Genomic DNA, 22797 nt, shown 5'->3' with positions numbered 1-22797 from the left:
AACGAACAAAGGTTCATGAGACGAAAGCGAGCCGAAATGACGGCGCCGCACCCCCGTGACGCACCTCCGCGCGATCACCCCTCAGGCCCCCTTCGACGTCACACGCCGCCGGCCGCCCGCGTCTCGGGAGACTTCCACCCGGACGACCTCGACTGACTTCGACAGACTTCGACTGACGCGGGCGTTCGAACTCGCGCCCGTCGACGCGGCGATCACGATGTCAGGCGCGTCGGGCGGTGTGCCTGTGCGTGACGAAGGTGTCGGTCACGTACGGGATGTCCATCGGGTCGGGGCGTGCGGCCAGGTGTTCGCGCAGTCGTGCGAAGAAGGCCTCGTGCTCGGCCTCGGGCATCGCGTTGACGTAGCTGAGTGTCGCGATGCGGTCGGCGAGTTGCGCGTGGGTGAGCGTCTCGGTCCAGTGGAAGCCGCGGCGCACCGCGGGGACGTAATGGCCCGAGGCGTCGAGGTCGGTGCGGAAGTCGCGGCCGACCTCGTAGGGCTGGAACTCCTTCCACTCGGTGACCGCGCTCAGCGCGAGCGCCTCCGCGTCCGACTCGTCGCGCTCGTTCCACACCAGCGCCAGGCCGCCGCCCGGGCGCAGCACGCGGGCGATCTCGCGCAGTGCGGCGGGGCCGTCGAACCAGTGGAACGCCTGCGCGACCACGACCGTGTCGAACGACTCGTCGGGGAAAGGGATTTCCTCGGCGGTGCCGCTGTGCAGCGGGACCTCGGGGAGTGCCGCGGCGAAGGCGGCCCGCATCGCCTCGGACGGCTCGACCGCGGTGACGCCGGCGCCCAGCGCGACCAGTTCGGCGGTCATCCGGCCGGTCCCGGCGGCGAGGTCGAGCACCTCGCGGCCGGGACCGAGGCCGACCGCGTCACGGAGATAGGGGACCACCTCGGGACGGTACGCGGGCCGGGCCCGGTGGTAGCGATCGGCGCCGGACCCGAACCCCCGGCGAGCAAGCTCACGCATGTCCATGCCACCGCATGCTGCCCGCAACGGCCGCCGTTTACCAGGGGAATACGGCGCACCCGGCGCGCGAACAACGACCTCGCACGGGCGTCGGCCCGCGCCTGGGCCGCGAGCGCGCCCGGGGCACGGGGCGGGGACGCAGGGACGCAGGGACGCAGGGACGCAGGGGCAACGACGATGCCCCGGGCTGCGCTTCGACCCCGAGGTGGGCGCGGGGTGGTTCAAGGGCGCGGGTCGGAGCGGGACTTGGCGATGGGGAGGGCGTTCGAGGGGTCGTCCAGCCACGGGGTCTGTCCGTGGGGAGTGGCGGTGAGACCGAAGCGGGTGCGTTCGGGGCGGCCGTGGTCGTTCCACCACGTGAGCGCGGCCTCGACCTCGGCGAGGATCGGGCGGGGGCCGTGTGCCGCCGTCGCGGACACGTCCGCGCCCGGGGTGTGGTCGACGCAGGCCCACGAGCGGGTGTCCGCATCGACCAGCCACAAGGTGAACTCGCCGTCGTGCGGCGCCGTGCCCGGGGGACGGCCGACCGAGCGGCGCGCCCCGGGGACGAACACGCCGGTGCAGAAGGCGGCGTCGCGGTCGTCGATCAGAAGCCGGGGGTCGAGGGTGGTGGTACCGGGTGTGCCGGGGTCCTCTTCGCGGACGGTGTCCATGACGGCGCCGCGCACGCCCTGACCGCGCTCCCACATGAACGCGGCGTCGCCCACCACCGGTCCCGACGCGCGCGGGCCGCCGTCGGCGTCGGTATCGGTGTCCTTGTCGACGTCCAGTACGAGCAGCACGCCGTTGTACAGGGCACTCCCCCACGGGGTGACGATCCGACCCCCGGGGCGTGTCTGGGTGATCCACGCGTGCGGGATCGTGTGGACGGAGAAGGTCGACAACAGCCGGTCGTACGGGGCGTGTTCGGTGCTGCCGCAGGTACCGTCGCCGACCGCCAGGTGGGGGTGGTGTCCCGCGCGGTGCAGTGCGGCGCGGGCGTCGGCGGCGACGGCGGGGTCGAGTTCGATCGACACGACCGCGTCGTCGCCGAGTCGGGTGGCGAGCAGCGCGGCGCTGATGCCGACCCCGGTACCGATCTCCAGGACCCGCTGTCCCTCGCGTACGTCGAGGTGGGCGAGCATGGAGGCGACCATGCGCGGCATGCTCGCGCTGCTGGTCGGGCGCAGCGAGAACTCCGGCGCGCGGGTGCCGTCCTCGACCTGGGTGATCAACGCGGTGTCGGTGTGGACGAGGGTGCGCCAGCGTGCGGGGTCGGAGTTGCGATCCAGGCGGTGGTAGCCGTCGGGTGCCGGGACCCAGACCCGGTCGGGTACGAACGCCTCACGGTCCACCCGGTTCCACGCATCGACCCAGTCCGGCGTGAGCCAATCACCCGCGGCCAACTCGGCCGCCAGAGCGTCGGCACCGGGCACGATCACGGCGCCGGTCGAGGAGGCGGCGCCGGGGGCATCGACGCCGGGAGGTGTGCTCATTTCTCCGGTGGGGCGGGCGGGTTCGGCTCCGGCGGAGGGACCGGCCTCCCGGGCTGCTGACCGTCGCCCTCGATCGGATCGCCCCCACCACGATGACGTCCGGGCACCGTCGCCCCCTCGTGCAGAACCGATGACACCACCCACCGTAGCCGGACGCACACCGAACACGAAATCCCCAAAGCGGGTGAACTCCTCCCACCGGGGAAGGCGTCGCTCGGCCTCCCGGACAAGGTCGCGGTCGAGGTCGACCCCGGCCCGCACACGGTGGCCATTTCGCGCGGACGGCGTGACGATTACCGCAGATGACCATGAAACCCCAAACGGAAGCGGATCCCTCGCGCCTGCGCGCTCTATCCGTAACCGAGCCGGGGCCGCCCGCCCGGTGCCCACGTCATGTGCGTGGCGCAGAACCGAACCAACGGACCCCGCCGGCCCACCCGTTCGCGCCGAACCCGTGAACGCGAGCGCTGATGTCCCGTGCCGACGCGCCGACTTTGTCCCGGAGATTGGCCGTATGCCGCCTGTTCACGAGTGGAAGAGCGCGCATAGGCTGAGCGACCTTCGCGTTCTCGGGAGGTCTCGTGAACGGTCTCCGTGCGCTCCTCGTCTGCCTTGTGATCACGTGTGCCGCAGCGGTGTCGCCGGCTGCGGTGGCGTCGCCGGCCGCGGCCGTGGCGCCGAGTTGGTCGGCGCTGCCGATACCGGCCGCCGCCCCGCCGGTGACCGTGTCCGATCTCGCCGCCCGCGGGCCGGGCGAGGCGTGGGCGACCGGGTACGAGCAGACCGCCGATGGACCGCGGCCGATGTTGTACCGGTGGGACGGCACGGCGTGGAGCCGGGACACCACCTTCCCCGGCGCCGGTGAACCGGGTTGGCTCGGCAAGGTCCAGCTCGTCGGCGAGGAGGTGTGGATCCTCCGCAACCACGCGGGAGCGGGGGAGATCCTGCGCCGGTCGGCGGGAGGGCCCGGAGGGTCGGGAGGATGGAGTACCGTCCCGCTGCCGCAAACCCTGTGGACCTACCAGGACTTCACCGCGGTACCCGGTGCCGCGTGGGTGGTCGGCGAGGACGACACCGGGCTGAAGGTGTTGCACTACGACGGATCCGGCTGGACCGCACAATCCACCCCGGACGGTGTGTTGTTCCTGATGGGGATCACCGCGCGCACCGCCACCGACGCCTGGGCCTGGGCGGACACCGACACCGGGACCACCATCCTGCGCTGGAACGGCACGGTGTGGCGGGACGCGAAGGTGTCGCTGCCACCGAACAGCAACGTACACACGATCCTGCTCGAACCGTCCGGCCGGGTCACGATCGGCGGCAGCCGGTACACCGACGGCCTGGCCCGCACCTACCTGATGACCCGCAACGGGCGGGCCTGGCACACCACTTACCCTCCACTGGGCGACACCTACACCGGGGCCATGGTGCGCGGCCCGGACGGTGCGCTGTGGTTGCCGGTGCGCAGCGACCGCGCGTTCCAGTCGAAGTACGCGCGGGTGGGCGGCTCCCGCACCACCTTCTCCTACGGCCCGGTGCGCACGAACGCGATCGACGTCAAACCGCGTGCACTGGCAACCGCCGGGTTCTCGCTGCTGTCCTTGGGGACCGTCGAGATCTACGGCTCGAAACCGAACCTGATGAGCGAGCGGCTGGGAGGCTGACCATGGCACGCCGACTGCTCGTCGCGGCCCTCGCTGTCGCCATGACCTTGACGACCTCGGCCTCGGCCTCGGCGGAAGACCTGTCCTGGCAACACGTCCCGGTCCCGGCGCAGGTACGCCCGCAGGCCGGGCTGAACGAGGCCGTGGCGTTCGGACCGGACCACGCGTGGGCGGTGGGTACCGACGCCGTCGGACGCCAGGCGCCGGGCTTCCCGCTGGTGCTGCGCTGGAACGGAACCGCGTGGCAGCGCCGGAGCCTGCCCGGGGTCGGCCGGCAGGGAGAACTGCTGTCCATCGCCGCGACCTCGCCGACCGCCATCTGGGCGGTCGGCCGCGACGCGGCGGGCGGCGCCCGGCTGCTCCGCTCCGACGGCACCGCCTGGTTCGAGAGCCGACCGCCGCGAGGCGTCGCCTTGACCAGAGTCGTCGCCGGCGGCGGTGAGACCTGGCTGATCGGTTCGCGGGGCGGCGCGCAGGTCTTGCTGCGCTGGGACGGGCGCGGCTGGCGGGACGTACCGGTGCCGCCGGGCTTCGTGTACGGCCTGCACATCCTCGCGGCCGACGACGTCTGGGCCGCGGGCGCCGCCGACTCGGGTGCGGCGGTGTCGCATTGGAACGGGCAGGCCTGGCAGCAGACGATCGTGGACGGGTTCCCGCGGTCGGCCGTCGGCAGCGTACTGGCGGTCTCGCCGACGGAGGTGTGGGCGGGTGGCACCGCCGGGTTCGTCGGCGGCCCTCCGGGCAAGCCGATTCCGCCACTGCTGGTCCGTTGGGACGGGCAGGCCTGGAGCCGGGTGGCCGTGCCCACCGACTTCGGCTCGATCGACTCGCTGGCGCCCGGGACGTCCGGCGCGCTTGCCTGGGTCTCGGTGGCCCGCTCGCAGAAGTGGGGCCCGCCGGGCAGTTATCCGCCGCTGCTCCCCGGGCCGGATTTCCTCGCCTGGAACGGACAGTCGTTCACCGAGCACAGCGAACCGGCGGTGGCCGGGGAGGGTGACTCGTGGGTGTTGCGACTGGCGCCGGTGCCGGGCACCGCGACGGTGTGGTCGGTCGGCCGCGCCAACGGTCCCGAGGGCACCTTCGCCCCACGCATCCTGCGATTCGGCTGAGAGACGAGACACAAGGTTCCCTGCGAAACGGAGGGACTCGACCACGGTCGACGCAGGTTGCCTTCGGTCCTGTGCCGCACCACGGGCACGCCGCGCGCGGACCGGCCCGGTGCCGGCGAAGTGGCCGGCGTCGAGGGCGCGGTCACCACCGCCCGCCGAACGACTGTGCCGCCGCCAGGCCCGCGCGGCAGCCACCCGCGCGGAAGCCCCAGCCGTGGTACTCCCCCGCGAACGCGGCCCGGTCGGGGTCCAGTTCGGGCAACCGGCACTGAGCGGCGACGGCTTCGGGGGTGAACACGGGCGTTCGTAGGTCATCCGCGTGAACACCCGCTCCGGCGCGATCGCCCGGTCGTCGTCCATGCGGACCAGCGCACGCGACGCTACGCTGCTGTGTCGTGCAGGAGACGCGCCTCGACACCGATCGGATCCGGGCGGCCCGCCGGGTGATCGACCCCATTTTTCTCGACACTCCGCTGTACCGCTGTGAGGGTCTGGAACCCGAACTCGGGTGCACGGTGAGCGTCAAGCTCGAAACGGCGAACCCGGTCCGCAGCTTCAAGGCTCGCGGCACCGAGGTGGTCACCAGCCTGCTCGTCGACCACGGCTCGCGAGCCGTGGTGTGCGCCAGCGCGGGCAACCTCGGCCAAGCCCTCGCCTGGTCCGGTCGCGGCCGGGGGCTCGACGTCACCGTCGTGGCATCCCGCTTCGCCCCCGTGGCCAAGCTCGCTCGCATCCGCGCGTTGCACGCCGAATTGGAGCTGGTGGACGGCGACTTCGAGATGGCTCGCGAGCGGGCGGCGGCCGTGGCGCGGTACCGGGGGATCCGGCTGGTCGAGGACAGCCTGGATCTCGAGACCTGCGAGGGCGCGGCGACCATCGCTCTGGAACTGGTGGAGTCCGTACCGTCGTTCGACGCCGTCCTGGTCGCGCTCGGCGGCGGGGCGCTGGCCACAGGTGTGGGGCACGTGCTCAAGGCCCTGGCACCCGACGTCGAGGTGATCTGCGTCCAGCCGCTGGGCGCACCGGCGATGACCCATTCGTGGCACCGACGGCGCGTGGTCACCACCGACTCGACCGACACCATCGCCGACGGCGTCGCCGGGCGGCGTCCCATCCCGGCCGTCCTGGACGACCTCCTCCTGGTCGCCGACGACGCCGTCCTGGTCCGGGAGGCGTCGATCATCGCCGGCATGCGGATGTTGTTCGACCACGCCGGCCTCGTCGTCGAACCTTCGGCCGCACTCGGCATCGCCGCGATCCTCGAGGACCGCGACCGCTTCGCCGGCCGACACGTGGTCACCATCGTGTGCGGCGGCAACGTCGACGTGGACGCCTACCGCCGCTGGATCGACACCGCTCCCGCCCACAAACCGCGATAGACGTCGCCGAGTCACACCACGCGGTGCCGCCGGGACCGGGCGGCTGTGTGGCGGGGCGGCTGTGTGGCCGGCCGGGACTGCCCGAACGACGCTCCACCAACGCCCGGCCCCGCCCTGGTCCTTCGCGCCGGCCGTCGGGACGGAGCCGCCCGGAACACAGGCCGGGCATCGGACTCTCACCCTCGGCTACTCCCGCGCGGTACGGCGGGCGTCGAACCCCTCATCCTCCGTGCATGCACGGAACCTCCCCGGCATTCGGGGCGGACGCACTGATCCCACGGCTCCGGCCGGCTCCGACCCGGGGACCCGCGGCCGGGAGCGGCCAGCGGCTCGGAACGGCGTGTGGCCCGGAACGGCGTGTGGCCGGGGGCCGTTGTCTTCGTCTCGACTGTCGACGAGTCACGGTGACCGTCGGTCGCGCACCTCGCTCACGGAGTGTGGCCCGGGGCGTACTGCTCGGCGTACTCCCCGGTGGCCGGGACAACGGTGATGACGTCGATCATGACGCCGTCCGGCGCAGCGACGATGAAGTGGCGCTGCCCGAATTCCTCCGTGCGCAGGGAGAGGAGTTCGGGCAGGCCCGCCAGTGTGACCAGCCTGTGGTGTTCGGCGTCGACGTCGTCGACCTCGAAGTTGAGCAGCAGGCCGCCCCGGAGGGGAGTGCGGTGCCCATCCGGGATGGTCGGATGGGCGTGGTCGAGCAGGGCGAGTTCGTACTGCGGGGCGTCCGGGCGGTGGAGGCTCACGTACCAGTCGGCCTCGAAGGACACCTCGAATCCGAAGTGACGGGTGTAGAAGTGGCGTGCCGCGGCGACGTCGCGGGTGGCGATCACCGGGTAGAAGCTGCCGAGCTTGACCTTCATGACACGTCTCCATCTGCCTGTGGGCCGACTTTCACATACCCTCGGTATGTGAAATGAACGATAACATACCCCGGGTATGCGAAAGAAGGGATCTCCGAGGATGGCCGTCACGAGGGCCGAGCAGCGGGCGGCGACACGACGGGCGCTGCTGGTCGAGGGGCGCCGGAGGTTCGCCGCCGACGGATATCACGACGTCGTTCTCACCGACGTGGCGCAGGCGGTAGGGGTCACCAAGGGGGCCGCGTATCACCATTTCGACAGCAAGGCCGGGCTCTTCCGGGCCGTGGTCGCCGAGGTACAGCACGAACTCGGCGAACGGGTCGCGGACGCCGCCGAGCCGTACGACGACCCATGGGAGCAACTGCGGGCCGGCTGCCGGGCCTTCCTCGCCGCCGGGTGCGATCCGACGGTGCGCCGCATCGTGCTGATCGACGCGCCGGCCGTACTCGGCTGGGACGAATGGCGGGCCATGGACCAGGACTCCTCCGCGCGGCATCTGACCGAGGCGCTCGATGCCCTGGTGGAGGCCGGAGCCATCGCCGACCAACCGGTGGAGCCGCTCGCGCGATTGTTGTCGGGGGCGATGAACGAGGCCGCGCTGTGGCTGGCCCGGTCGGCGAACGCGGAAGCGCTGGGGCAGACCGAGCAGGCGTTGGACCGGCTGCTGAACGGGTTGCGATCCCCGAACACCGATGGTCCCGGGTGACGCGGTCGGCCTGCGTGGAGGATGCCGACGACGCGCACGTGAACGGCGGTGCCGCCGAGGGCGGCCCAGGTGCCCGCCATGCTCGGGGTCAGACGTCGTTGCCCCGGACGTGACGCTTCGTCGGCGATTGGGCGGGACCGGCCGACGTGGAGCCGGGATTGCCTCGTCCCAGACCGTGACCGGTGCCGCGCTCTTGGGGCTGCGGGTCGGAGGAGCCCGCCGACGCGGCGTCCCCGCGTGCGGCGCCCAGGCCCAGGCGCGCCGTGCTCGCCGCCTCCCTGCCCCCGGTGCCGGTTTCCGTACCACGGGCCGGCTGCGCCGCCGTACGGGACGGCGCGGGGGTGTCGTCCCGCGTGGGTCCGGCGGACGTCGTCTCGCGCCGGGCGCGGAACTCGCCCAGTCTCGCCGATGCCGCTGCGGAATAGCGCGGATTGGCGCTGTCGAGCAGCGTACGCAGCGGGGCCAGTCGCTCGTCCAGGAGTCGAAGGGTGGACTTGGCCTGTGGGCTGCTCGGCTGGGTCCGGGGCTCCTGCCGGTCCGCCGCGGCATCCGCGTCCGCGTCGCGAAAGGTGTCGACCATCAGCTTTTGCACCTCGTGGAAGCCCTTGGAGGATCCGGGCGACGGGTACTCGCGGACCTCGACCTCGGCCGCGGTCACCCCCGGGCGCGCCAGTGCCGCCCGGGTGCGATGCGGGAAGCGGCCACGGGCGGCCGCCCAGGCGGATACTTGTGCGAGCGTCTTGGTGTCACCGTCGCGGATCGCGGTGGTCCGCAACGTTTGCAGTTCGCGCAGGCCTTGGTCGAGAGTCCGCCAGTAGTCCGGCCGTTCGAGGTCGCTCAGTTGTCGACGAAACAGCCGCGTGTCCCTCAGAACGTTGTCGGAAGGAGCGGCCACGGGTTGACCGGCGATCTCCCGGGCACGCGAGACCATCACCTTCGCTCGCTCCCAACGGGTGTTCTCCAGGTTGGCCACCGCGGTTTCCTCCTCGGGACGGGTCAGGTCGTGGATGCGATCCGTGACGACAGATTCAACCATCGCGCCCGGGCGTCGCAATTTCGGACTCGACCGCGATGGCCCCGCGGGCCGTTCCCCGTATCGGTGTCGAAGGCGCCTTCAGGACAAGGACTTTCAACCGGTCACCGGTGTTCCGGGAACCGGTTCGCCGACATGCGGAACGGCTCGACCGCACCGCGCTCCGGTCGGCGGACTACCATGATCGAACAGGGAGAAGGTCTCGCCCGGCCCACACACTGTGGAGGAGAAGTCCTCGTACATGTCCTCGCCCTCCGGCCGGCAGCCGAACTCGGGGGCGCGGAAGGGGTAACGGCTGCCCGTGGCCAGGGGCAGCCGTCCCGCACATCGATACCGCGGGCCGTCCGGTCACGGCCTAGACCGAGAAGCTGTTCACCCGGGTCGGTGTCACGCGGACGATCACCCGGGCGATTTCGTCGGGTTCCGGCGGCGGAGCCTCACCGAGGTACCTGAGCGAGAGCGCGAGCGGAAGCTCCTTCGCCGGGTCCGGGACGATCTCGGCGGTGCCCCGCAGTTCGACCGAGTGGTAGGGGTTGTCCAAGTCGAAGACCGTGACGCTGACCCGGGGATCACGACGAAGGTTGCGTACCTTCGCCCGGCCCTCGGTCGCGGAGAACACCACGGTGTCGCCGTCCCGCTGGTACCAGACCACCGAGGCCTGGGGCCCTCCGTCGGCGTTGAGCGTCGACACGGTGGCGAAGTTCCGGCCGTCGAGCAGCTTGCGCGTCGACTCGTCGAGCGTCGTGGACATGGGGGTGCTCCTGGTTCTGTTCATCCGACCCGCGCGCCCGTTGGGGCACTTCCTGTTACGGAACCCATCCTCTGCGCCCTCGGAACCCGACGGAAGAAGGCACTTCCATGTCACAGCGGAACATCCATGTAACGGAGCCGCCCGAATCCACCCGGGCGCGCCCGGTGGACTCGTCGACGTCCTCGATCGAGTAGGCGCAGTCAGGCCACCGTCGCCGGCGAGCGGATTGCTTCGGCAAGTACGGTGCGCCATGCTGTGATCACTGCCGGTATCCGAGGGGGTCGTCATGGGCGAGCACGAAAAGCCGAACGACGGGAAGCCTGACGACAAGCCACAGCCGACCCGAGACCAGGACGGGCAGAACCCGGACGTGCAAAAGCCCGGCGGCGGCAAGCACAAGAAACCGTGAGCCGCCACGAAGTAGCGATGCGCGAACTCGACGCGCTGGGCGCGTTCTCCGGCGCTCCTTGGGTACGTGCGGCAATGAGCGCGGTGCGACGCGAGGATTTCGCGCCCGACGTGATCTGGCGCGACGACGGTGACGTCTACACCCGCGTGAACCGGCGCACCGACCCTGCCGGGTGGTCGGCCGTGGTGGATGGCCGTGGGCCGGTGGTCACTCGGATCGACGACGGCGTGGACGCCGATCACGGCGAGGTGGCGACCAGCTCGATCAGCGACCGCCTCGCCGTCGCGAACTTCCTGTCCGCCCTCGACGTGCGCCCGGGGCAGCGGGTGTGGGAGGTGGGCACCGGTTCCGGGTGGACCGCCGCGCTGCTGGCCCATCGCGTCGGCCCGAGTGGTTGTGTGGTGACGGTCGAGATCGACCGGGCCCTCGCCGACGCCGCCCGCGCGCGTCTGGCTCCCTGGGCGGACACCGTCCGGGTCGTCGCGGGCGACGGCGAGGACGGCGCCTCGGCTGCCGGGGTGGGTGGGTGTTGGGATCGTGTTCACGTCACCGCCGCCGTCACCCGGCGCATCCCGCACGCCTGGGTCGAACGTACGGTGCCGGGCGCGGTGTTGGTGCTGCCGTTCTCTCCCCCGTTCGAGTCCGGGAGCCTGCTGCGCCTGGTCGCGGGCGAACAAGGCGTGGCAAGCGGGCGGTTCGTCAAGAGCGTGGCGTTCTTGCCCCTGCGCGGGCAGCGCAACCTCGGGCACGACGTATTCGACGAGATCCGGACCGCGAACCCGGTTCACGACAGCACCCCCGTGGACTGGCACCTTGCCGGATTGTCCGCAGACGGCAACTACACTCAAGCGCTCGCGCTCAAACTGCCCGACGTCCACCGCGCCACCGGCGCGGGCGGCGCGAAATGGTGGCTTCACGACCACCGGGACTCATGGGCCCTGGTCGACGACACTCCCGACGCCGGACACGCCCTCCAAGGCGGCCCCAGAAGGTTGTGGGACGAGGCAGCCACGATCATCGCTTGGCAGGACGACGCCGAAGTACACGCCTACGACTTCGGCATCACCGTCGAACCGGACGCCCAATGGGCCTGGGCCGGGACCCCGAACGAACGCTGGAGGATGTGAGGCGGAGGCGGACGTGCGCTCCGGGGGCCGCGCCGCAACACGAAGGTCACGGGTGCTCGTGAACGTGCCGATCATGCTCCCCTGCGAAGTGCCGTACGACGTACCGCCATACGACGTACCAAGGTACGACGTACCACCGTCCACGCGTTCTTCCCATACCGGTTCCGACGCAGCGTTTGCCGGGCGTGGCTCCGTCCTTCTTCATGACAGCGAATCTCACACCGGATCTCACAGGTGGATCTCGCAGGAGGGCCGAAGCAGGTGATGAGAACGAACGACGAGGTCGACTTCGACACCTTCGTCGTCGCACGCGGGGCGGCGTTGAGGAGGACCGCGTACCTGTTGTGCGGTGACTGGCATGCCGCCGAAGACCTGGTACAGACGTCGCTGACCAGCGTGTACATCCGCTGGAAGCGCATTCGCGAGCCCGGTGCGCGGGCCGAGTACGCGCGCAAGGTGTTGATCCGGGCGTACATCGACACCACGCGCAAGAAGTCGAACGGCGAGGCGCCGACCGCGGACTTCCCGGACGCGCCCGCGGCCCGTGACGGGGACCCGGACGTACGCGTGGCGCTGATGGCCGCGCTCTCGCGGGTGTCTCCGGGCTACCGCGCGCTCTTGGTGCTGCGGTTCTGGGAGGACCAAAGCATCGAACAGACCGCCGCGTTGCTGGGCAGGTCGCCGAGCGCGGTGCGGTCGGGCACGGCGCGTGGTCTCGTCCGGTTGCGAGCCCTCCTCGGCGACGAACTCGCCGAGCTGTCGCGCCCTTGACGCCGACGTGCGACCGAAGCCGCGGCCACGGCGACAAGCACGACCACAGCCACAGCCCCGGCCCCGGCGACCCGACACGCACTCCGAAGCCCGCTCGAACAGGACCGATGTGACGACACGACGAGGGGACGAGCCCATGCTCACCGAAGCCGAACTGCAAGACGTTTTCAGCCGCGCGCTGCCCGACCTCGAGGACGAACCCGCGCTTCCCGATTTCCGCGCCCCGGCCCGCAACCGAGGACGAGTCATCCGCCGACGCCGTCGCCTGGCCGCCGGCATCGGCACACTGGCCGCCGCCGGCCTCGTCACCGGAATCGTCATGCACCCGGCCTGGCTACAGGGACCGGCCGACCGGACCACGGGACCCGCGACGGCGGCCCACGCGACGCCCGAACCGATGGCGTCCGGTGCCGCGAACGACGCCGAGCACGCCGCGCCGGCCGAGGCCGCCCAGGAACGACTACGGGAGATCCTCGCCCGCCATCTCCCCGACGCGGTCGAGTCCATCGACCGGGACCGGGACGACCACGGGCCCTGGTACCTGCTGACGAAGCGGGATGGGCTCACCCTCCGACTGGGAGCCACCGACCAAGCGGTACGTCCGTTCCACGGCAAACCCGGACGACTCGACCTGTGCGGCCAACCCCCCGGCCTGCCCGGGGGTCCGGACGTCCCCGGCGACGCCTGCGACCGACGCACGCTGCCCGGCGGCGGCAGGGCCGTCGCCGCACGCTATACCGATCCCGACAGCGGCATCACGTTCGTCTGGGTCAGCATCCTGACCCCCGAAGGAAAGTCCCGATACCTGGTCTCCGAGGACATTCCCGCCCAGATCCCCGAACGCGCCCAACCCCTCACCGCCGACGAACTCTTCACCCTCATCGCCAACCGCGACGTCATCGACGGCCTGAACGCCCTGACCCGCGAGCAACGCTAGCGCGATGACCCTCGGCCCACCCGATCAAGATCCGATGCGCACCGTTCGCACACCATCGTCACAGGCACCTCCGGCCACGCCGACCACCCCGCCCGCGCCGACACGGCACGATCAAACCACGCCAACGTCCGTGGCCGGCGCTCCGCCTAGGCGGGCTGCCAGAGTTCGATACGGTTGCCCTCGGGGTCGGTAACCCAGCCGAAGCGGCCGACGCCCTCCATGTCCTGGGTCTCGTCGGCTACATCCGCGCCCTTGCCCCGGAGTTGCGCGAGCATGGCGTCCAGGTCGCGGACCCGGAAGTTCAACATGGTCTGCTGGGTACGGGAACCGAAGTAGTCCGTCCCGACCTCGAACGGCGCGAAGACGGTGAGCCCCGCCTCTTGGTGCCACACGCCGTTCTCGTCGGCGTCCAAGCCGAGGAAGTCCCGGTACCAGGCCCCCAGAGCCGCCGGAGCCGAAGCGCGAATGAAGTATCCACCGATTCCGAGCACGCGTTCCATGCCGCGATTTTGCCGGCCCGACGACCCGCCCATGGCAGGCGACACGCACACCGCGGCCCCGCGGCGGGCCCGGACCGGTCGCGGACTCCGATGTGCGCGACCAGACCTATCGCATGCCTTCGAGGCGTTCCGAGGCGAGGCGACGGGGGTGGTGTCGAGAAGGTGGTTGGCGGGCTTTCGGCGCGTGGTGCTTCGGGCCGACCTTCAGTGTTCGAGGTGGACGGGCTGAGTGGCGTGGTCGTTCTGCGGAGGGTTGGAGTGGGGGCGGGCGCTGAGGGTGGAGAGGAGTTGCAGGGTGATGGCGGCGTCCGAGCCGACAGGTGCGCTGTAGATCATCATGGTCATGTCCGGGTCGTCCGGAGCCCGCATCGCGACATAGTCGAGGTTGAGGTCGCCGAGTCGGGGATGGGCGAAGCGTTTCTTGCCGCGGGTTTTGCCGCGGACGTTGTGGTCGGCCCACAGACGTCGGAAGTCGGCGCTGCCCAGCGAGAGTTCGCCGACGAGGCCGGCCAGCCGAGGGTCGTCGGGGTGGCGGCCCGCGTCGAGGCGGAGGTTGGCGACGGTGGTACGGGCCTTGTCCTCCCACTCGGGGTAGAGGTCCTTGGACGCCTCGTCCAGGAAGACCATCCGGGCCATGTTCCGCTCGGCGGCCGGCATCGCGGCGAAGTCGGCGATCAGGGCGCAGGCCATGGCGTTCCAGGCCAGGATGTCCAGCCGGCGGCCGATGATGTAGGCGGGGACGCCGGCAAGGGCATCGAGGGCCTGGCGCATTTCGGACCCGACCCGCTGCGGGCGGCTCGGGCGCTTGCGGGTGGTGGTCGGGCGGGCCAGGTTGTGCAGGTGCGCGCGTTCGTCGTCGTCCAGGCCCAGCGCGCGGGCGACCGCGTCCAGGATGTCGGAGGAGGCGTTGCGGGCCCGGCCCTGTTCGAGGCGGGTGTAGTAGTCGACGCTGACGCCGGCCAGCAGGGCGAGTTCCTCGCGGCGCAGGCCGGGCACTCGTCGCCGGCCGCCGAAATGTGGGACGCCGGTGTCGTCGGGATTGAGACGGGCACGCCGGACCCGTAGAAACTCGCTGAGCTGCTGTGCACGATCCATGGGTCCAGTGTTGCGGACGACCGGCTCGTGGTGCCTGGTCCCGGCAGACCCAGGCAGGCCGGACCGTGGTCGACCGGAGCCCTGGTCGGGGCGGCGAACGGCTCGCAGGATGGGCGTCGTTCGCTCGACGAACAGCCACCGCGAGACCGTGACACCTGGAGTTCTCTGATGCCGAATACCCTCATCCTCGTCGCCGGCTTCGTCGCCAAGCCGGGTCGGGAGCAGCGCCTGCGCGACGCGTTGAACGCGATGATCGCACCGTCCGTGGCGGAGGAGGGCTGCCTGGGATACCGGCCGTTCGCCGACCCCGAGCACCCGGAGCGGATGATCATCCTCGAGGAGTGGGTCGACAGCGATGCCCTGGACCACCACTTCACGCTGCCGCACTTCCGGCACGTGGCGAAGGTCCTGGACGAGATCCTCGCCGAGCCGTTCACCTTGCGGAGACTGACCGACATCCCCGCCTGACCAGTCGGCCTCGCCTTCCGTCGCACACGGCCGTTCCCTCCTCAGGGGGGAACGGCCGCGCCGCCGGTCCTGCGGCGGGCGCGAACGATGGATCGCCGTCCGCCGCCCGCCGCCCGCCGTCGGATCGGCAGGCCGGTGAACCGGGTCCGTTCCACCACCCGTACGACGGCCGCGGGCCCCGGGCAGCGAGATCCGCCGCCGCCCCGGGGAGGGGAACCGGCGACCGGGCTGCTTCGTTGGAGTCATCCGACCGCGCATCGACCGGTGTTCGAGTGTCCGGGCACCCGGGCACCCGGGCACTCCCGCACCCGGTTGTCTGCCGGCCGCGGAACGCGAAATCGTGCGTTCCCGTGCCACGCGGTAACCGGGAACGGCGAGAACAACCAGTCCGAGCAGGACCGAAATCGGGAGTGGGAATGGACGCGGCGGTGGAGTGGGTGGACGCACGCGAGAGGCTGCCGAACGACGGCATGCCCGTGGCAGCGGCAACGACCGGCCGCTACCCGTCCGACAACGGGGCGGAGCCGGACGACACCGAGTCCGGGAGGGACTTCTGGCTGGTGATGCCGATGCGCTTCGCCGCCCACCACATCGATGAAGACGGCACCGAACACCACGACTGCTTCATCGACTCCGACCGCGTCATCCGACTCCCCTACGGCCGCCCCTGCGCCGAACCCGTCACCCATTGGGCGGCGCTGCCCACGCTGCCCGGCACCACCGTGCACACCCTGCTGGGCGAGGATGTGCGAACGGCCCTGCGCAACGCCCTGGGATAGGGAAGGCATCCAACTCCTCGCGCTCGCGCATGAATCCCGCCGTCCGACAAGCGATCGTTCCGCCCGTCGACGATGACCGGCGGGGAGTGTCGGGCAGCCGGCGCGAGCGTGCCGTCCGGCTCAACGATGGTCGGTGGCGGAGGCGGGGGCGAACCCGTGGTGGAGGTAGGCGGTGGTGTGGGTGGTGAGGGCGTTGGCGCAGGCGTCGAGGCGGCGGGCCATGTGGGGGGCCATGAGGGTGCTCCACTCGGCGGGGGTCGCGAGGCGCCAGGCGGTGAGTTCGCCGGCGGCGAGGCGGATGTGTGTGTGGGCATGCGTTTCGGTGACGGGCCCGCCGTCGAAAAGGTAGTTCGCGAGGGCGGGACGGCCGTCGGCTTGAGGGGGGACCCAGTCGACGGCCAGGAGTCGGCCGGGGGTGACGTCGAGTCCGAGTTCCTCCGTGATCTCGCGGCGGGCGGTGTCCCAGGGGTATTCGCCGTCGTCCATGGCGCCGCCCGGAATCTCCCAGTGGCCGTCGCCGTAGGCCGGCTCGACCAGGAGGATGCGGCCGCGGTTGTCGTGCAGGATCACCCCGGCGCCGCCGATGTGGCGGGGCAGCGTGGCGTAGTACTCGGCGGGAGGCAGGTGGGTCATGCGAAGGAACGCTAGTGCCGTACCAGTGCCGGGGTGCGGCGGCGCGGGGTTGCGACGAGCGTGTGACACCGACGCCACCGAACAGGTATGGCCCCCTACCGGGGGCCATACCTGTGGTGAGGGGTCATGCCTGCCGGTCGAACGGTGCACCCCTGGCGGGCTCGTACACCGGCCGGCACCGACGTGGGTGGGCTCGTCCGACGCGAAGAGCGGTGTGGGACGGGTTCGAACGGCCGCGGCGTGCGGCGATCACGCCGGCAGGAGTTGCGGTTCCAGTTGCTCCGCCGGCGCAGCCTTCGGATCCCACAACCTGGTCGTCCGCACATAGCAGTAGACAACCGAGGCCATCGCCAGAATGAGCAGTGGTCCGAACATCCACGGGTGTCTGGCCATCTCCATCGGCAGATAGCGATATGACACCAAGAGCACCGCGAAAACCGTCGCGCCGTAGATGACCAACCGAATTCCGGACCGGTCCCAGCCACGGTCGACCGAGCGCAGCGCCCCTTCTATCGTGAGCACGAACACCACACCGGCGACGAGATCCGCGCCGTAGTGGTAGCCGAATCCCAGCGTGGCCGCGAGCGTGGCGATCAACCAGAACGATCCCGCGAATCGGATGAACCGCGATCCCTTGCGGGAATGAATGAAGATCGTGGTGGCCCACGCCGTGTGCAGGCTGGGCATGCAGTTGCGTGGGGTGATCTCGTCGAACCGTATCGGGTGCGGGGTGCTGATCGACGGCGGCGTATCCGGCCACAGGTTGGCCACCGCCCACTGCCCGCCCTCGGCGCTGTAGGCGTAGACCGGTCCGACCACCGGGAAGATCATGTAGATGCCGGGCCCGAGCAAACCGATGACCAGAAAGGTCCGCACCAGGTGGTGGCCCGGGAAGCGGCGCTCGACGGCCACATGACGCAGTTGGTACAGCGCGACGATGGCCGCTGCCAGTGGTAGCTGACCATAGACGGCGCCGAGAACATGGGAGCCGATCGGGTCGGTGGCCTCGAGCATCCGGCCGACCAACCACGACGGGTCACCCAGCGCGTGATCGGCGGTTGCCACGTACTGATCGAGCACGGTCGGGCGGGTCATCGACGTGATCAGCAGCCAGGTATCGCCGGTCTTGTGGCCCGCCACCAACAGCAGTCCCAGCCCCGCGCCCTTCAGCAGCAGGACACGTTCCCGGCCGGTGCGGCGCGTGAGGGCGATGACCGCGCAACCCAGAATCACCCAAAGCGCGCCGTTGCCGAAGTTCATCCTGGCGTCGACCACCCAGCGCACCAACCAGAAGGCGAGGTCGATTCCGATCGCCGCGCCGGCCGCGATAAACCGTTGCCGCCAGGTGAGCACCACCATCGTCAGCGCCAGGCCGGCGTACAGCAACGGCCCCGAAGCGGGAGCGAATATCACCTCCCGCGCCTGATTGGTGATCGGCCCCGCGGGGCCGTAGTGCCGCGCGATGATCTCCAAGGTGATGAGAAATCCGAGGGCCGCCACACTCACCGTGGCCCACAGAATCGCCCGCGACCGACGCTGCACGGCGACCATGCTTTCGCGACGTATTCGCGAAAACTTTCGCAATTTTATGAATATCAATTACTTGGCCAATTTTGTTTGGATTCCAGTAAATAGATCACCCTTCGTGCCTGATTGCGTGGTTCTTTGGTGAAGGACGGCGCTTGGGGTGATCGTCATGTGATCGATCATGTTATCGGAGCGCCACGGGCGAGTCCGAAGGCGTTCTTCTCGTGTTTCCACGCCGGTGGCTTGGTTGCGCTCGCGGCGGCGTGGTAGGAGGCGCCCCCTGCCCTGGTGGCCGCCGTCGCCGACCGCTCGGGAGCGCGCCGAGGCGACGTCTTGGGACGGCGGCTCCGCTCACGCCGACGTGCCTGCCCGCATCGTCCCCGACCGGCCGTGGTGCGACGTCCTCGAAGGGCGAGGCGACCACCGGCCTCGACGTCGGGACGAAATCCCCGAGAAAAGAAGCTTCTTGAAACGTTAACGCAGGTGCGTTAACTTCTTCCGCATGCAGAGTTCGAACGTGTCGACCCGACTCCGACTCGTCGCGGCGGCCGAGCGGCTGTTCGCCGAGCGCGGCATCAACGCGGTGTCGGTCCGGGAGATCGCCGCGGCGGCCGACCAGCGCAACACCAATGCGGTGCGCTATCACTTCGGCACCAAGGAAGACCTGGTCCACGCCGTCTTCGAGCACCGCATGCCGCCGCTGAACGCGCGTCGGCTGGACCTGATCGACACGTTCGACCGCCAAGGGAGGGCACGCGACCCGTTCGCCCTCGCCGAGGCGTTCACGCTCCCGCTGGCCGAACTGCCGGCGGACCGCGAACATCCGAGCTGGTACCTGCGATTCTGCGTCCAGGCCACCTACACGATCCACCCCGACGCAGCCGTCATCCGTCTCGACGAACTGGGCAAACGGCCTTACACCGAAGGCCTGTTGCTCCTGCACCGGCGCGCCGCCGAGCTGACCCCCGAACTCCCCGAAGCGGTACGCTCGCGCCGCTGGCAGCACTTCTGCGCATTCGTCATCCACGCCCTCGCGGACCGCGAACTGCGCGAGTGCGGCGGCCACGACGCCCGCGGCAACCTCGCCGCCGACGCACCGCACGCACCACGCGCACCGCACGCACCTGACGCACCGCACGCCTCCGACACACCCGGCGCACCCGACGCACTCGTCGCGCCGGAGTTCTTCGTGTCCGACCTCGTCGATTCCGCGGTCGGCATCCTGACCGCCCCGGCGCGCCCCGCCACCCTGCGGCTCGGCGCGTCGACACCGAACTGATCGCATCCGCCCACCGGTTCGACGGGCACGGCAGGCACAGCGGCGCGCCCCGACCCGGGCTCGCCCTCCCACCGCGCTCGCCGATCAGGGCTCCGCCCTGCCCACTTTCCCGCACCGGACAAGGGATTCGTCACCATGCCCACTCCCGCCATGCCCACACCCGCCCTGCCCACTCCCGCCCTGCCCACACCCGCCGACCCCACCACCCGACCGGTCTTCGACAACGGTCTCTCCGCCGTGCCCGTCCGCGAGCTCAGCCCCACCGGCGACTACGAACCCACCGCCCCCTACCGCCTGTTCGACCTCGACCCATGCACACCCGTGATCGGCGCCGAGATCGACGGGGTCGACCTGGGCCGGCCGCTCACCGCCGAACTGCACGCCGAACTGCATCGCGCCCTGCTCGAATGGAAGGTGCTCTTCTTCCGCGACCAGCGGCTCACCGCGCCCGCGCACCGTGATCTCGCGCGTTGGTGGGGTACGCCCGAGGTGCATCCGTTCCTGCCCAAGGCCGACGTTCCCGAGGTGGTCAGGTTCACCCGGGGCGCGGACTCCCCCGCGGTGGAGAACGTCTGGCACTCCGACGCGTCCTTCGAGACCACCCCGCCGATGGGCTCGATCCTGCGCGCCGTACACATCCCCGACGTCGGCGGAGACACGCTGTGGGCCGACATGGGCGCGGCGTACGACGGCCTGCCCGCCGACCTCAGGCAACGGCTGGACGGGCTCACCGCCGTACACGACTTCACCCACACCTTCGGCCGCCGACTGCCCGCCGACGAACTCGCGCGCAGCCGGATCGCCCACCCGCCGATGCACCACCCGGTCGTGCGCACCCACCCCGAGACCGGCCGCAGGCTCCTCTACGTCAACCGCATCTTCACCAGCCACATCACCGGCCTCCCGGCCGCGGAGAGCCGCGAACTCCTGGACCTGCTCTACGATCAGGCCCGCCACCCCGAGTACCAGTGCCGCCTGCGTTGGCGCGCCGGCACAGTCGCCTTCTGGGACAACCGCGCCACCCAGCACTACGCGAGTGCCGACTACCACCCGCACACCCGCGTCATGGAGCGCGTGACGATCGTCGGCGATCGGCCCGCCTGACCCGCCGATCCGACCCGCCGATTCCGCCGGCGCGGCGCGATCCGCGCGGCGGGAGGTGTCACCGGGTGCGGCCCGCATCTCCGGCGGGGAGAACGGCGCGCACCCGGTCCGTGCCGTCCGGGGCGGCAGGAACGGATCCGGAGGGTCGATGCACGACGGACGGCGTGCGTCGGCTGTCGTACGCCGCTCGCATGGGGTTGTCCCCCGGTGCCCCATCGGGAAGGCTGTGGCCGATGACTTCCCAAACGCCCGGCACGGCCGGCACGGCAAGCGGCACCTTCTCCGTCGGCGGCGAATTCCGGGTATCCCGGATCGGGTTCGGCGCCATGCGTCTGTCGACCGGCGCCGGCCCCGAACGCGATGCCGCCATCGCGGTGGCCCGACACGCCGTCGAGGCGGGTGTCACCCTGATCGACACCGCCCACCTCTACGGCTGGGGAGCCAACGAGGAACTCCTCGCCGAGGCACTCCATCCGTACCCGGACGACCTGCTGATCACCACCAAGGTCGGGGTCACCCGGACCGGCCCGGAGGGATGGGCGTACGACGCCCGGCCCGAGAGCCTGCGTGCGCAGGTCGAGCAGGGCCTGCGCCGCCTCCGGATCGAACGCGTCGGCCTGCTCCAACTCCACCGGATCGACCCGGACGTTCCCTTGGCCGAGCAGATCGGCGCGCTTCACGAGCTTCGCCAGGAAGGCAAGATCGACCATATCGGCCTGTCCGAGGTCACCGCCGCACAACTCGCCGAGGCCCGGCAGACCGCAGAGATCGCAAGCGTGCAGAACCGCTACAACCTCCTCGAGCGGGAGTACGAGCCCGTCCTGGACGCCTGCGAAGCCGCCGGGATCGCCTTTCTTCCCTGGCGCCCCGTAGCCGCAGCGGCCCCCGGGCCGGCGGCCGCCCTCGATGCCATCGCCGCGGAACACGACGCCACCACACCCCAGGTCCTGCTCGCCTGGCTGCTCGCCCGCTCCCCCGTCGTTCTGCCGATCCCCGGCACGAGTTCGATCGCCCACCTCGACGAGAACCTCGCCGCGGCGGACATCGACCTGACCGAGTCCCAGCGCAAGCGCCTCGACGAAACGGCTCCTCCCACCCGGTGACCCCGGGCCGGTGCCTCCCGGCTCCTCCGGCGGTGACCGTCGAGACCGCCGCGAGGAGCTGCCCAAGCCGCTGCCACGGACGTGGCAAGGCCTTCCTCGGCCTCGCCACGTCCGTGGCAGCGGTACTCGGAAACGAAAAAGGCGCCTCTCCCGATGCGGAAACGGCGCCACCGAACGTCGAAGGCCGGTGAGGGTGGCCGCCTCACGGCGGAAGGCACACCGTGGCTCCAGCCGAGCGGTATTCCACGGAGGCAATGGTTGGGCCCGGGGGCACACCCTCACCGACCTCCATCACAACCGACGCCACCCCGGGATCATTCCCACCCCGGGCCGCGCCCGCGGCCACCCCCGATCGCCACGACGCGCCCCCTGGGGACAACCATTGACCCGGAGCCGGGTCACAGCCCGTCTCCCGCGCGAAAACAGCCTTGATCTTCCATGAGACAACCGTACAGTTGACACCGGCTTCCGCTGAAGCTCGCCCGGTTCGCCGGCGGTATCCGGCGTGCCGACGCAGACTCGAAGGATGGAGATCCACCAGGCCCACGGATACGTCACGGTCCCCGGCCACGGCGACGCCGAGGTCACACTCGACCTGTTCGACTGGCCGGTCGACGGCGACACCCTCCCCCGAACCTGGAGCGCGATCGTCGACGGCGGCCCGATCATGGAAGCCGGTACGCACGGCGTCCTGCACCTGGACACCGAGCCCACGGCCCTCGGCCACCCCTTCGTCGTCGCCGCCGGCGGAAACCACGTCTCACAGATCATCGGACACGAGGCATCGTGACCGGGAGTTCACGAGCCGGGGACCACTACGACGGCCCCGCGATCGTCGCCGCCGACGGCGCGAGCATCCCGGTCGAGGCCCACCTGCGCCTGAGCACCGACGGTGCCTGGCACGGACACGTGTGGACCGACGACCCCTCCGTCGATCTCGACCGGATCACCTCGGCCCGTGTCCGCCTCCTGCGGGTGGACCAACGCGCGGCGAGTTTCACCGTCGACCGCGTCCTGGACCACCACGCCCACATCACCGGCACCGGCATCCCGCCCTTCTGAGCAGAACCACGCGCCGCGCGCGAGCGGGCGAGGGCGAGAACAAG

General features: G+C 70.7%; 25 protein-coding genes. 15 read left to right on the top strand and 10 right to left on the bottom strand.

What is annotated here, in order from left to right; genetic code table 11:
• Positions 1-220 precede the first annotated feature (220 nt).
• Positions 221-976 carry a class I SAM-dependent methyltransferase gene (locus ACWCPW_RS21980; RefSeq protein WP_449763279.1) on the bottom strand — a complete coding sequence of 252 codons (756 nt, stop codon included), beginning with the start codon at positions 974-976 and terminating at the stop codon, positions 221-223.
• A gap of 221 nt (positions 977-1197) precedes the next feature.
• Complete coding sequence (locus ACWCPW_RS21975; RefSeq protein ID WP_449763278.1) at positions 1198-2451, bottom strand: methyltransferase domain-containing protein; 1254 nt, start codon at positions 2449-2451, stop codon at positions 1198-1200.
• Positions 2452-3032: 581 nt separating this feature from the next.
• On the opposite strand from ACWCPW_RS21975, the gene ACWCPW_RS21970 reads away from it, so the two are divergent.
• Entirely contained in the window at positions 3033-4118 is a 1086-nt protein-coding gene (locus ACWCPW_RS21970; RefSeq protein ID WP_449763277.1) for a hypothetical protein, read from the top strand.
• Positions 4119-4120: 2 nt separating this feature from the next.
• Positions 4121-5227, top strand: coding sequence for a hypothetical protein (locus ACWCPW_RS21965; RefSeq protein ID WP_449763276.1), 1107 nt, complete (start codon positions 4121-4123; stop codon positions 5225-5227).
• Positions 5228-5369: 142 nt separating this feature from the next.
• Here ACWCPW_RS21965 and ACWCPW_RS21960 read toward each other — a convergent pair whose 3' ends face one another.
• Positions 5370-5525, bottom strand: a complete 156-nt coding sequence (locus tag ACWCPW_RS21960; RefSeq protein WP_449763275.1) for a hypothetical protein — start codon at positions 5523-5525, stop codon at positions 5370-5372.
• A gap of 97 nt (positions 5526-5622) precedes the next feature.
• On the opposite strand from ACWCPW_RS21960, the gene ACWCPW_RS21955 reads away from it, so the two are divergent.
• Entirely contained in the window at positions 5623-6606 is a 984-nt protein-coding gene (locus ACWCPW_RS21955; RefSeq protein ID WP_449763274.1) for a threonine ammonia-lyase, read from the top strand.
• 428 nt (positions 6607-7034) lie between these two features.
• Here the strand turns inward: ACWCPW_RS21955 and ACWCPW_RS21950 are convergent, their stop codons facing one another.
• Positions 7035-7469, bottom strand: a complete 435-nt coding sequence (locus tag ACWCPW_RS21950) for a VOC family protein (protein ID WP_449763273.1) — start codon at positions 7467-7469, stop codon at positions 7035-7037.
• 100 nt (positions 7470-7569) lie between these two features.
• Here ACWCPW_RS21950 and ACWCPW_RS21945 point away from each other — a divergent pair, with 100 nt between their 5' ends.
• Positions 7570-8175 (top strand): TetR/AcrR family transcriptional regulator, encoded by a 606-nt coding sequence (locus ACWCPW_RS21945; RefSeq protein WP_449763272.1) that lies wholly within the window; start codon positions 7570-7572, stop codon positions 8173-8175.
• Positions 8176-8263: 88 nt separating this feature from the next.
• Here ACWCPW_RS21945 and ACWCPW_RS21940 read toward each other — a convergent pair whose 3' ends face one another.
• Positions 8264-9211, bottom strand: a complete 948-nt coding sequence (locus ACWCPW_RS21940) for a hypothetical protein (protein ID WP_449763271.1) — start codon at positions 9209-9211, stop codon at positions 8264-8266.
• 352 nt (positions 9212-9563) lie between these two features.
• Positions 9564-9959 carry a PPOX class F420-dependent oxidoreductase gene (locus ACWCPW_RS21935; protein ID WP_395872493.1) on the bottom strand — a complete coding sequence of 132 codons (396 nt, stop codon included), beginning with the start codon at positions 9957-9959 and terminating at the stop codon, positions 9564-9566.
• Between the two features lie 286 nt (positions 9960-10245).
• On the opposite strand from ACWCPW_RS21935, the gene ACWCPW_RS21930 reads away from it, so the two are divergent.
• From ACWCPW_RS21930 to ACWCPW_RS21915, 4 genes are all read left to right on the top strand, one after another.
• The gene (locus ACWCPW_RS21930) at positions 10246-10368 is read left to right on the top strand and encodes a hypothetical protein (RefSeq protein ID WP_331767677.1); all 123 of its coding nucleotides are present in this window, start codon (positions 10246-10248) and stop codon (positions 10366-10368) included.
• 17 nt (positions 10369-10385) lie between these two features.
• Positions 10386-11495: a hypothetical protein gene (locus tag ACWCPW_RS21925; RefSeq protein ID WP_449763270.1), complete on the top strand. Its 1110-nt coding sequence runs from the start codon at positions 10386-10388 to the stop codon at positions 11493-11495.
• A 264-nt stretch (positions 11496-11759) separates the two neighbouring features.
• Positions 11760-12266 carry a SigE family RNA polymerase sigma factor gene (locus ACWCPW_RS21920; protein WP_449763269.1) on the top strand — a complete coding sequence of 169 codons (507 nt, stop codon included), beginning with the start codon at positions 11760-11762 and terminating at the stop codon, positions 12264-12266.
• Between the two features lie 136 nt (positions 12267-12402).
• A complete protein-coding gene (locus ACWCPW_RS21915; RefSeq protein ID WP_449763268.1) occupies positions 12403-13203 on the top strand; it encodes a hypothetical protein in 801 nt (266 codons plus the stop codon).
• A gap of 146 nt (positions 13204-13349) precedes the next feature.
• Here the strand turns inward: ACWCPW_RS21915 and ACWCPW_RS21910 are convergent, their stop codons facing one another.
• A complete protein-coding gene (locus ACWCPW_RS21910) occupies positions 13350-13703 on the bottom strand; it encodes a VOC family protein (RefSeq protein ID WP_449763267.1) in 354 nt (117 codons plus the stop codon).
• Positions 13704-13907: 204 nt separating this feature from the next.
• Complete coding sequence (locus ACWCPW_RS21905; protein ID WP_449763266.1) at positions 13908-14798, bottom strand: helix-turn-helix transcriptional regulator; 891 nt, start codon at positions 14796-14798, stop codon at positions 13908-13910.
• A 168-nt stretch (positions 14799-14966) separates the two neighbouring features.
• On the opposite strand from ACWCPW_RS21905, the gene ACWCPW_RS21900 reads away from it, so the two are divergent.
• Together ACWCPW_RS21900 and ACWCPW_RS21895 are read left to right on the top strand one after the other, a co-directional pair.
• Positions 14967-15266, top strand: a complete 300-nt coding sequence (locus ACWCPW_RS21900) for a putative quinol monooxygenase (RefSeq protein ID WP_449763265.1) — start codon at positions 14967-14969, stop codon at positions 15264-15266.
• Positions 15267-15682: 416 nt separating this feature from the next.
• Positions 15683-16045: an AQJ64_40280 family protein gene (locus ACWCPW_RS21895; RefSeq protein WP_449763264.1), complete on the top strand. Its 363-nt coding sequence runs from the start codon at positions 15683-15685 to the stop codon at positions 16043-16045.
• A 120-nt stretch (positions 16046-16165) separates the two neighbouring features.
• Here ACWCPW_RS21895 and ACWCPW_RS21890 read toward each other — a convergent pair whose 3' ends face one another.
• Together ACWCPW_RS21890 and ACWCPW_RS21885 are read right to left on the bottom strand one after the other, a co-directional pair.
• Positions 16166-16678, bottom strand: coding sequence for an NUDIX domain-containing protein (locus tag ACWCPW_RS21890; RefSeq protein ID WP_449763263.1), 513 nt, complete (start codon positions 16676-16678; stop codon positions 16166-16168).
• 249 nt (positions 16679-16927) lie between these two features.
• Positions 16928-18229, bottom strand: a complete 1302-nt coding sequence (locus ACWCPW_RS21885; protein ID WP_449763262.1) for a phosphatase PAP2 family protein — start codon at positions 18227-18229, stop codon at positions 16928-16930.
• A 478-nt stretch (positions 18230-18707) separates the two neighbouring features.
• On the opposite strand from ACWCPW_RS21885, the gene ACWCPW_RS21880 reads away from it, so the two are divergent.
• The 5 genes from ACWCPW_RS21880 (at position 18708) to ACWCPW_RS21860 (ending at position 22753) form a co-directional block, all read left to right on the top strand.
• Entirely contained in the window at positions 18708-19484 is a 777-nt protein-coding gene (locus ACWCPW_RS21880) for a helix-turn-helix domain-containing protein (RefSeq protein ID WP_449763261.1), read from the top strand.
• Between the two features lie 135 nt (positions 19485-19619).
• Positions 19620-20588 carry a TauD/TfdA family dioxygenase gene (locus ACWCPW_RS21875; protein WP_449763260.1) on the top strand — a complete coding sequence of 323 codons (969 nt, stop codon included), beginning with the start codon at positions 19620-19622 and terminating at the stop codon, positions 20586-20588.
• 233 nt (positions 20589-20821) lie between these two features.
• Entirely contained in the window at positions 20822-21691 is an 870-nt protein-coding gene (locus ACWCPW_RS21870) for an aldo/keto reductase (protein WP_449763259.1), read from the top strand.
• Positions 21692-22217: 526 nt separating this feature from the next.
• The gene (locus ACWCPW_RS21865; RefSeq protein WP_449763258.1) at positions 22218-22481 is read left to right on the top strand and encodes a hypothetical protein; all 264 of its coding nucleotides are present in this window, start codon (positions 22218-22220) and stop codon (positions 22479-22481) included.
• Positions 22478-22753, top strand: coding sequence for a DUF4873 domain-containing protein (locus tag ACWCPW_RS21860; RefSeq protein WP_449763257.1), 276 nt, complete (start codon positions 22478-22480; stop codon positions 22751-22753). The genes ACWCPW_RS21865 and ACWCPW_RS21860 overlap by 4 nt, the downstream gene beginning before the upstream one ends.
• Positions 22754-22797 lie beyond the last annotated feature (44 nt).

This window comes from Embleya sp. NPDC001921 (assembly GCF_053594475.1).
The sequence above is the reverse complement of the archived record's forward strand: the minus strand, read 5'-3'. Positions and strand labels throughout refer to the sequence as shown.

What these genes read in the sequence shown, in the direction of transcription:
- ACWCPW_RS21980 (WP_449763279.1), bottom strand. Translation starts at nt 976, where the DNA reads ATGCGTGAGCTTGCTCGCCGGGGGTTCGGGTCCGGCGCCGATCGCTAC.
- ACWCPW_RS21930 (WP_331767677.1), top strand. Translation starts at nt 10,246, where the DNA reads ATGGGCGAGCACGAAAAGCCGAACGACGGGAAGCCTGACGACAAGCCA.
- ACWCPW_RS21890 (WP_449763263.1), bottom strand. Translation starts at nt 16,678, where the DNA reads ATGACCCACCTGCCTCCCGCCGAGTACTACGCCACGCTGCCCCGCCAC.
- ACWCPW_RS21865 (WP_449763258.1), top strand. Translation starts at nt 22,218, where the DNA reads ATGGAGATCCACCAGGCCCACGGATACGTCACGGTCCCCGGCCACGGC.
- ACWCPW_RS21910 (WP_449763267.1), bottom strand. Translation starts at nt 13,703, where the DNA reads ATGGAACGCGTGCTCGGAATCGGTGGATACTTCATTCGCGCTTCGGCT.
- ACWCPW_RS21940 (WP_449763271.1), bottom strand. Translation starts at nt 9,211, where the DNA reads ATGGTTGAATCTGTCGTCACGGATCGCATCCACGACCTGACCCGTCCC.
- ACWCPW_RS21895 (WP_449763264.1), top strand. Translation starts at nt 15,683, where the DNA reads ATGGACGCGGCGGTGGAGTGGGTGGACGCACGCGAGAGGCTGCCGAAC.
- ACWCPW_RS21870 (WP_449763259.1), top strand. Translation starts at nt 20,822, where the DNA reads ATGACTTCCCAAACGCCCGGCACGGCCGGCACGGCAAGCGGCACCTTC.
- ACWCPW_RS21950 (WP_449763273.1), bottom strand. Translation starts at nt 7,469, where the DNA reads ATGAAGGTCAAGCTCGGCAGCTTCTACCCGGTGATCGCCACCCGCGAC.
- ACWCPW_RS21900 (WP_449763265.1), top strand. Translation starts at nt 14,967, where the DNA reads ATGCCGAATACCCTCATCCTCGTCGCCGGCTTCGTCGCCAAGCCGGGT.
- ACWCPW_RS21915 (WP_449763268.1), top strand. Translation starts at nt 12,403, where the DNA reads ATGCTCACCGAAGCCGAACTGCAAGACGTTTTCAGCCGCGCGCTGCCC.
- ACWCPW_RS21925 (WP_449763270.1), top strand. Translation starts at nt 10,386, where the DNA reads ATGCGCGAACTCGACGCGCTGGGCGCGTTCTCCGGCGCTCCTTGGGTA.
- ACWCPW_RS21885 (WP_449763262.1), bottom strand. Translation starts at nt 18,229, where the DNA reads ATGGTCGCCGTGCAGCGTCGGTCGCGGGCGATTCTGTGGGCCACGGTG.
- ACWCPW_RS21920 (WP_449763269.1), top strand. Translation starts at nt 11,760, where the DNA reads ATGAGAACGAACGACGAGGTCGACTTCGACACCTTCGTCGTCGCACGC.
- ACWCPW_RS21975 (WP_449763278.1), bottom strand. Translation starts at nt 2,451, where the DNA reads ATGAGCACACCTCCCGGCGTCGATGCCCCCGGCGCCGCCTCCTCGACC.
- ACWCPW_RS21945 (WP_449763272.1), top strand. Translation starts at nt 7,570, where the DNA reads ATGGCCGTCACGAGGGCCGAGCAGCGGGCGGCGACACGACGGGCGCTG.
- ACWCPW_RS21880 (WP_449763261.1), top strand. Translation starts at nt 18,708, where the DNA reads ATGCAGAGTTCGAACGTGTCGACCCGACTCCGACTCGTCGCGGCGGCC.
- ACWCPW_RS21935 (WP_395872493.1), bottom strand. Translation starts at nt 9,959, where the DNA reads ATGTCCACGACGCTCGACGAGTCGACGCGCAAGCTGCTCGACGGCCGG.
- ACWCPW_RS21875 (WP_449763260.1), top strand. Translation starts at nt 19,620, where the DNA reads ATGCCCACTCCCGCCATGCCCACACCCGCCCTGCCCACTCCCGCCCTG.
- ACWCPW_RS21965 (WP_449763276.1), top strand. Translation starts at nt 4,121, where the DNA reads ATGGCACGCCGACTGCTCGTCGCGGCCCTCGCTGTCGCCATGACCTTG.
- ACWCPW_RS21905 (WP_449763266.1), bottom strand. Translation starts at nt 14,798, where the DNA reads ATGGATCGTGCACAGCAGCTCAGCGAGTTTCTACGGGTCCGGCGTGCC.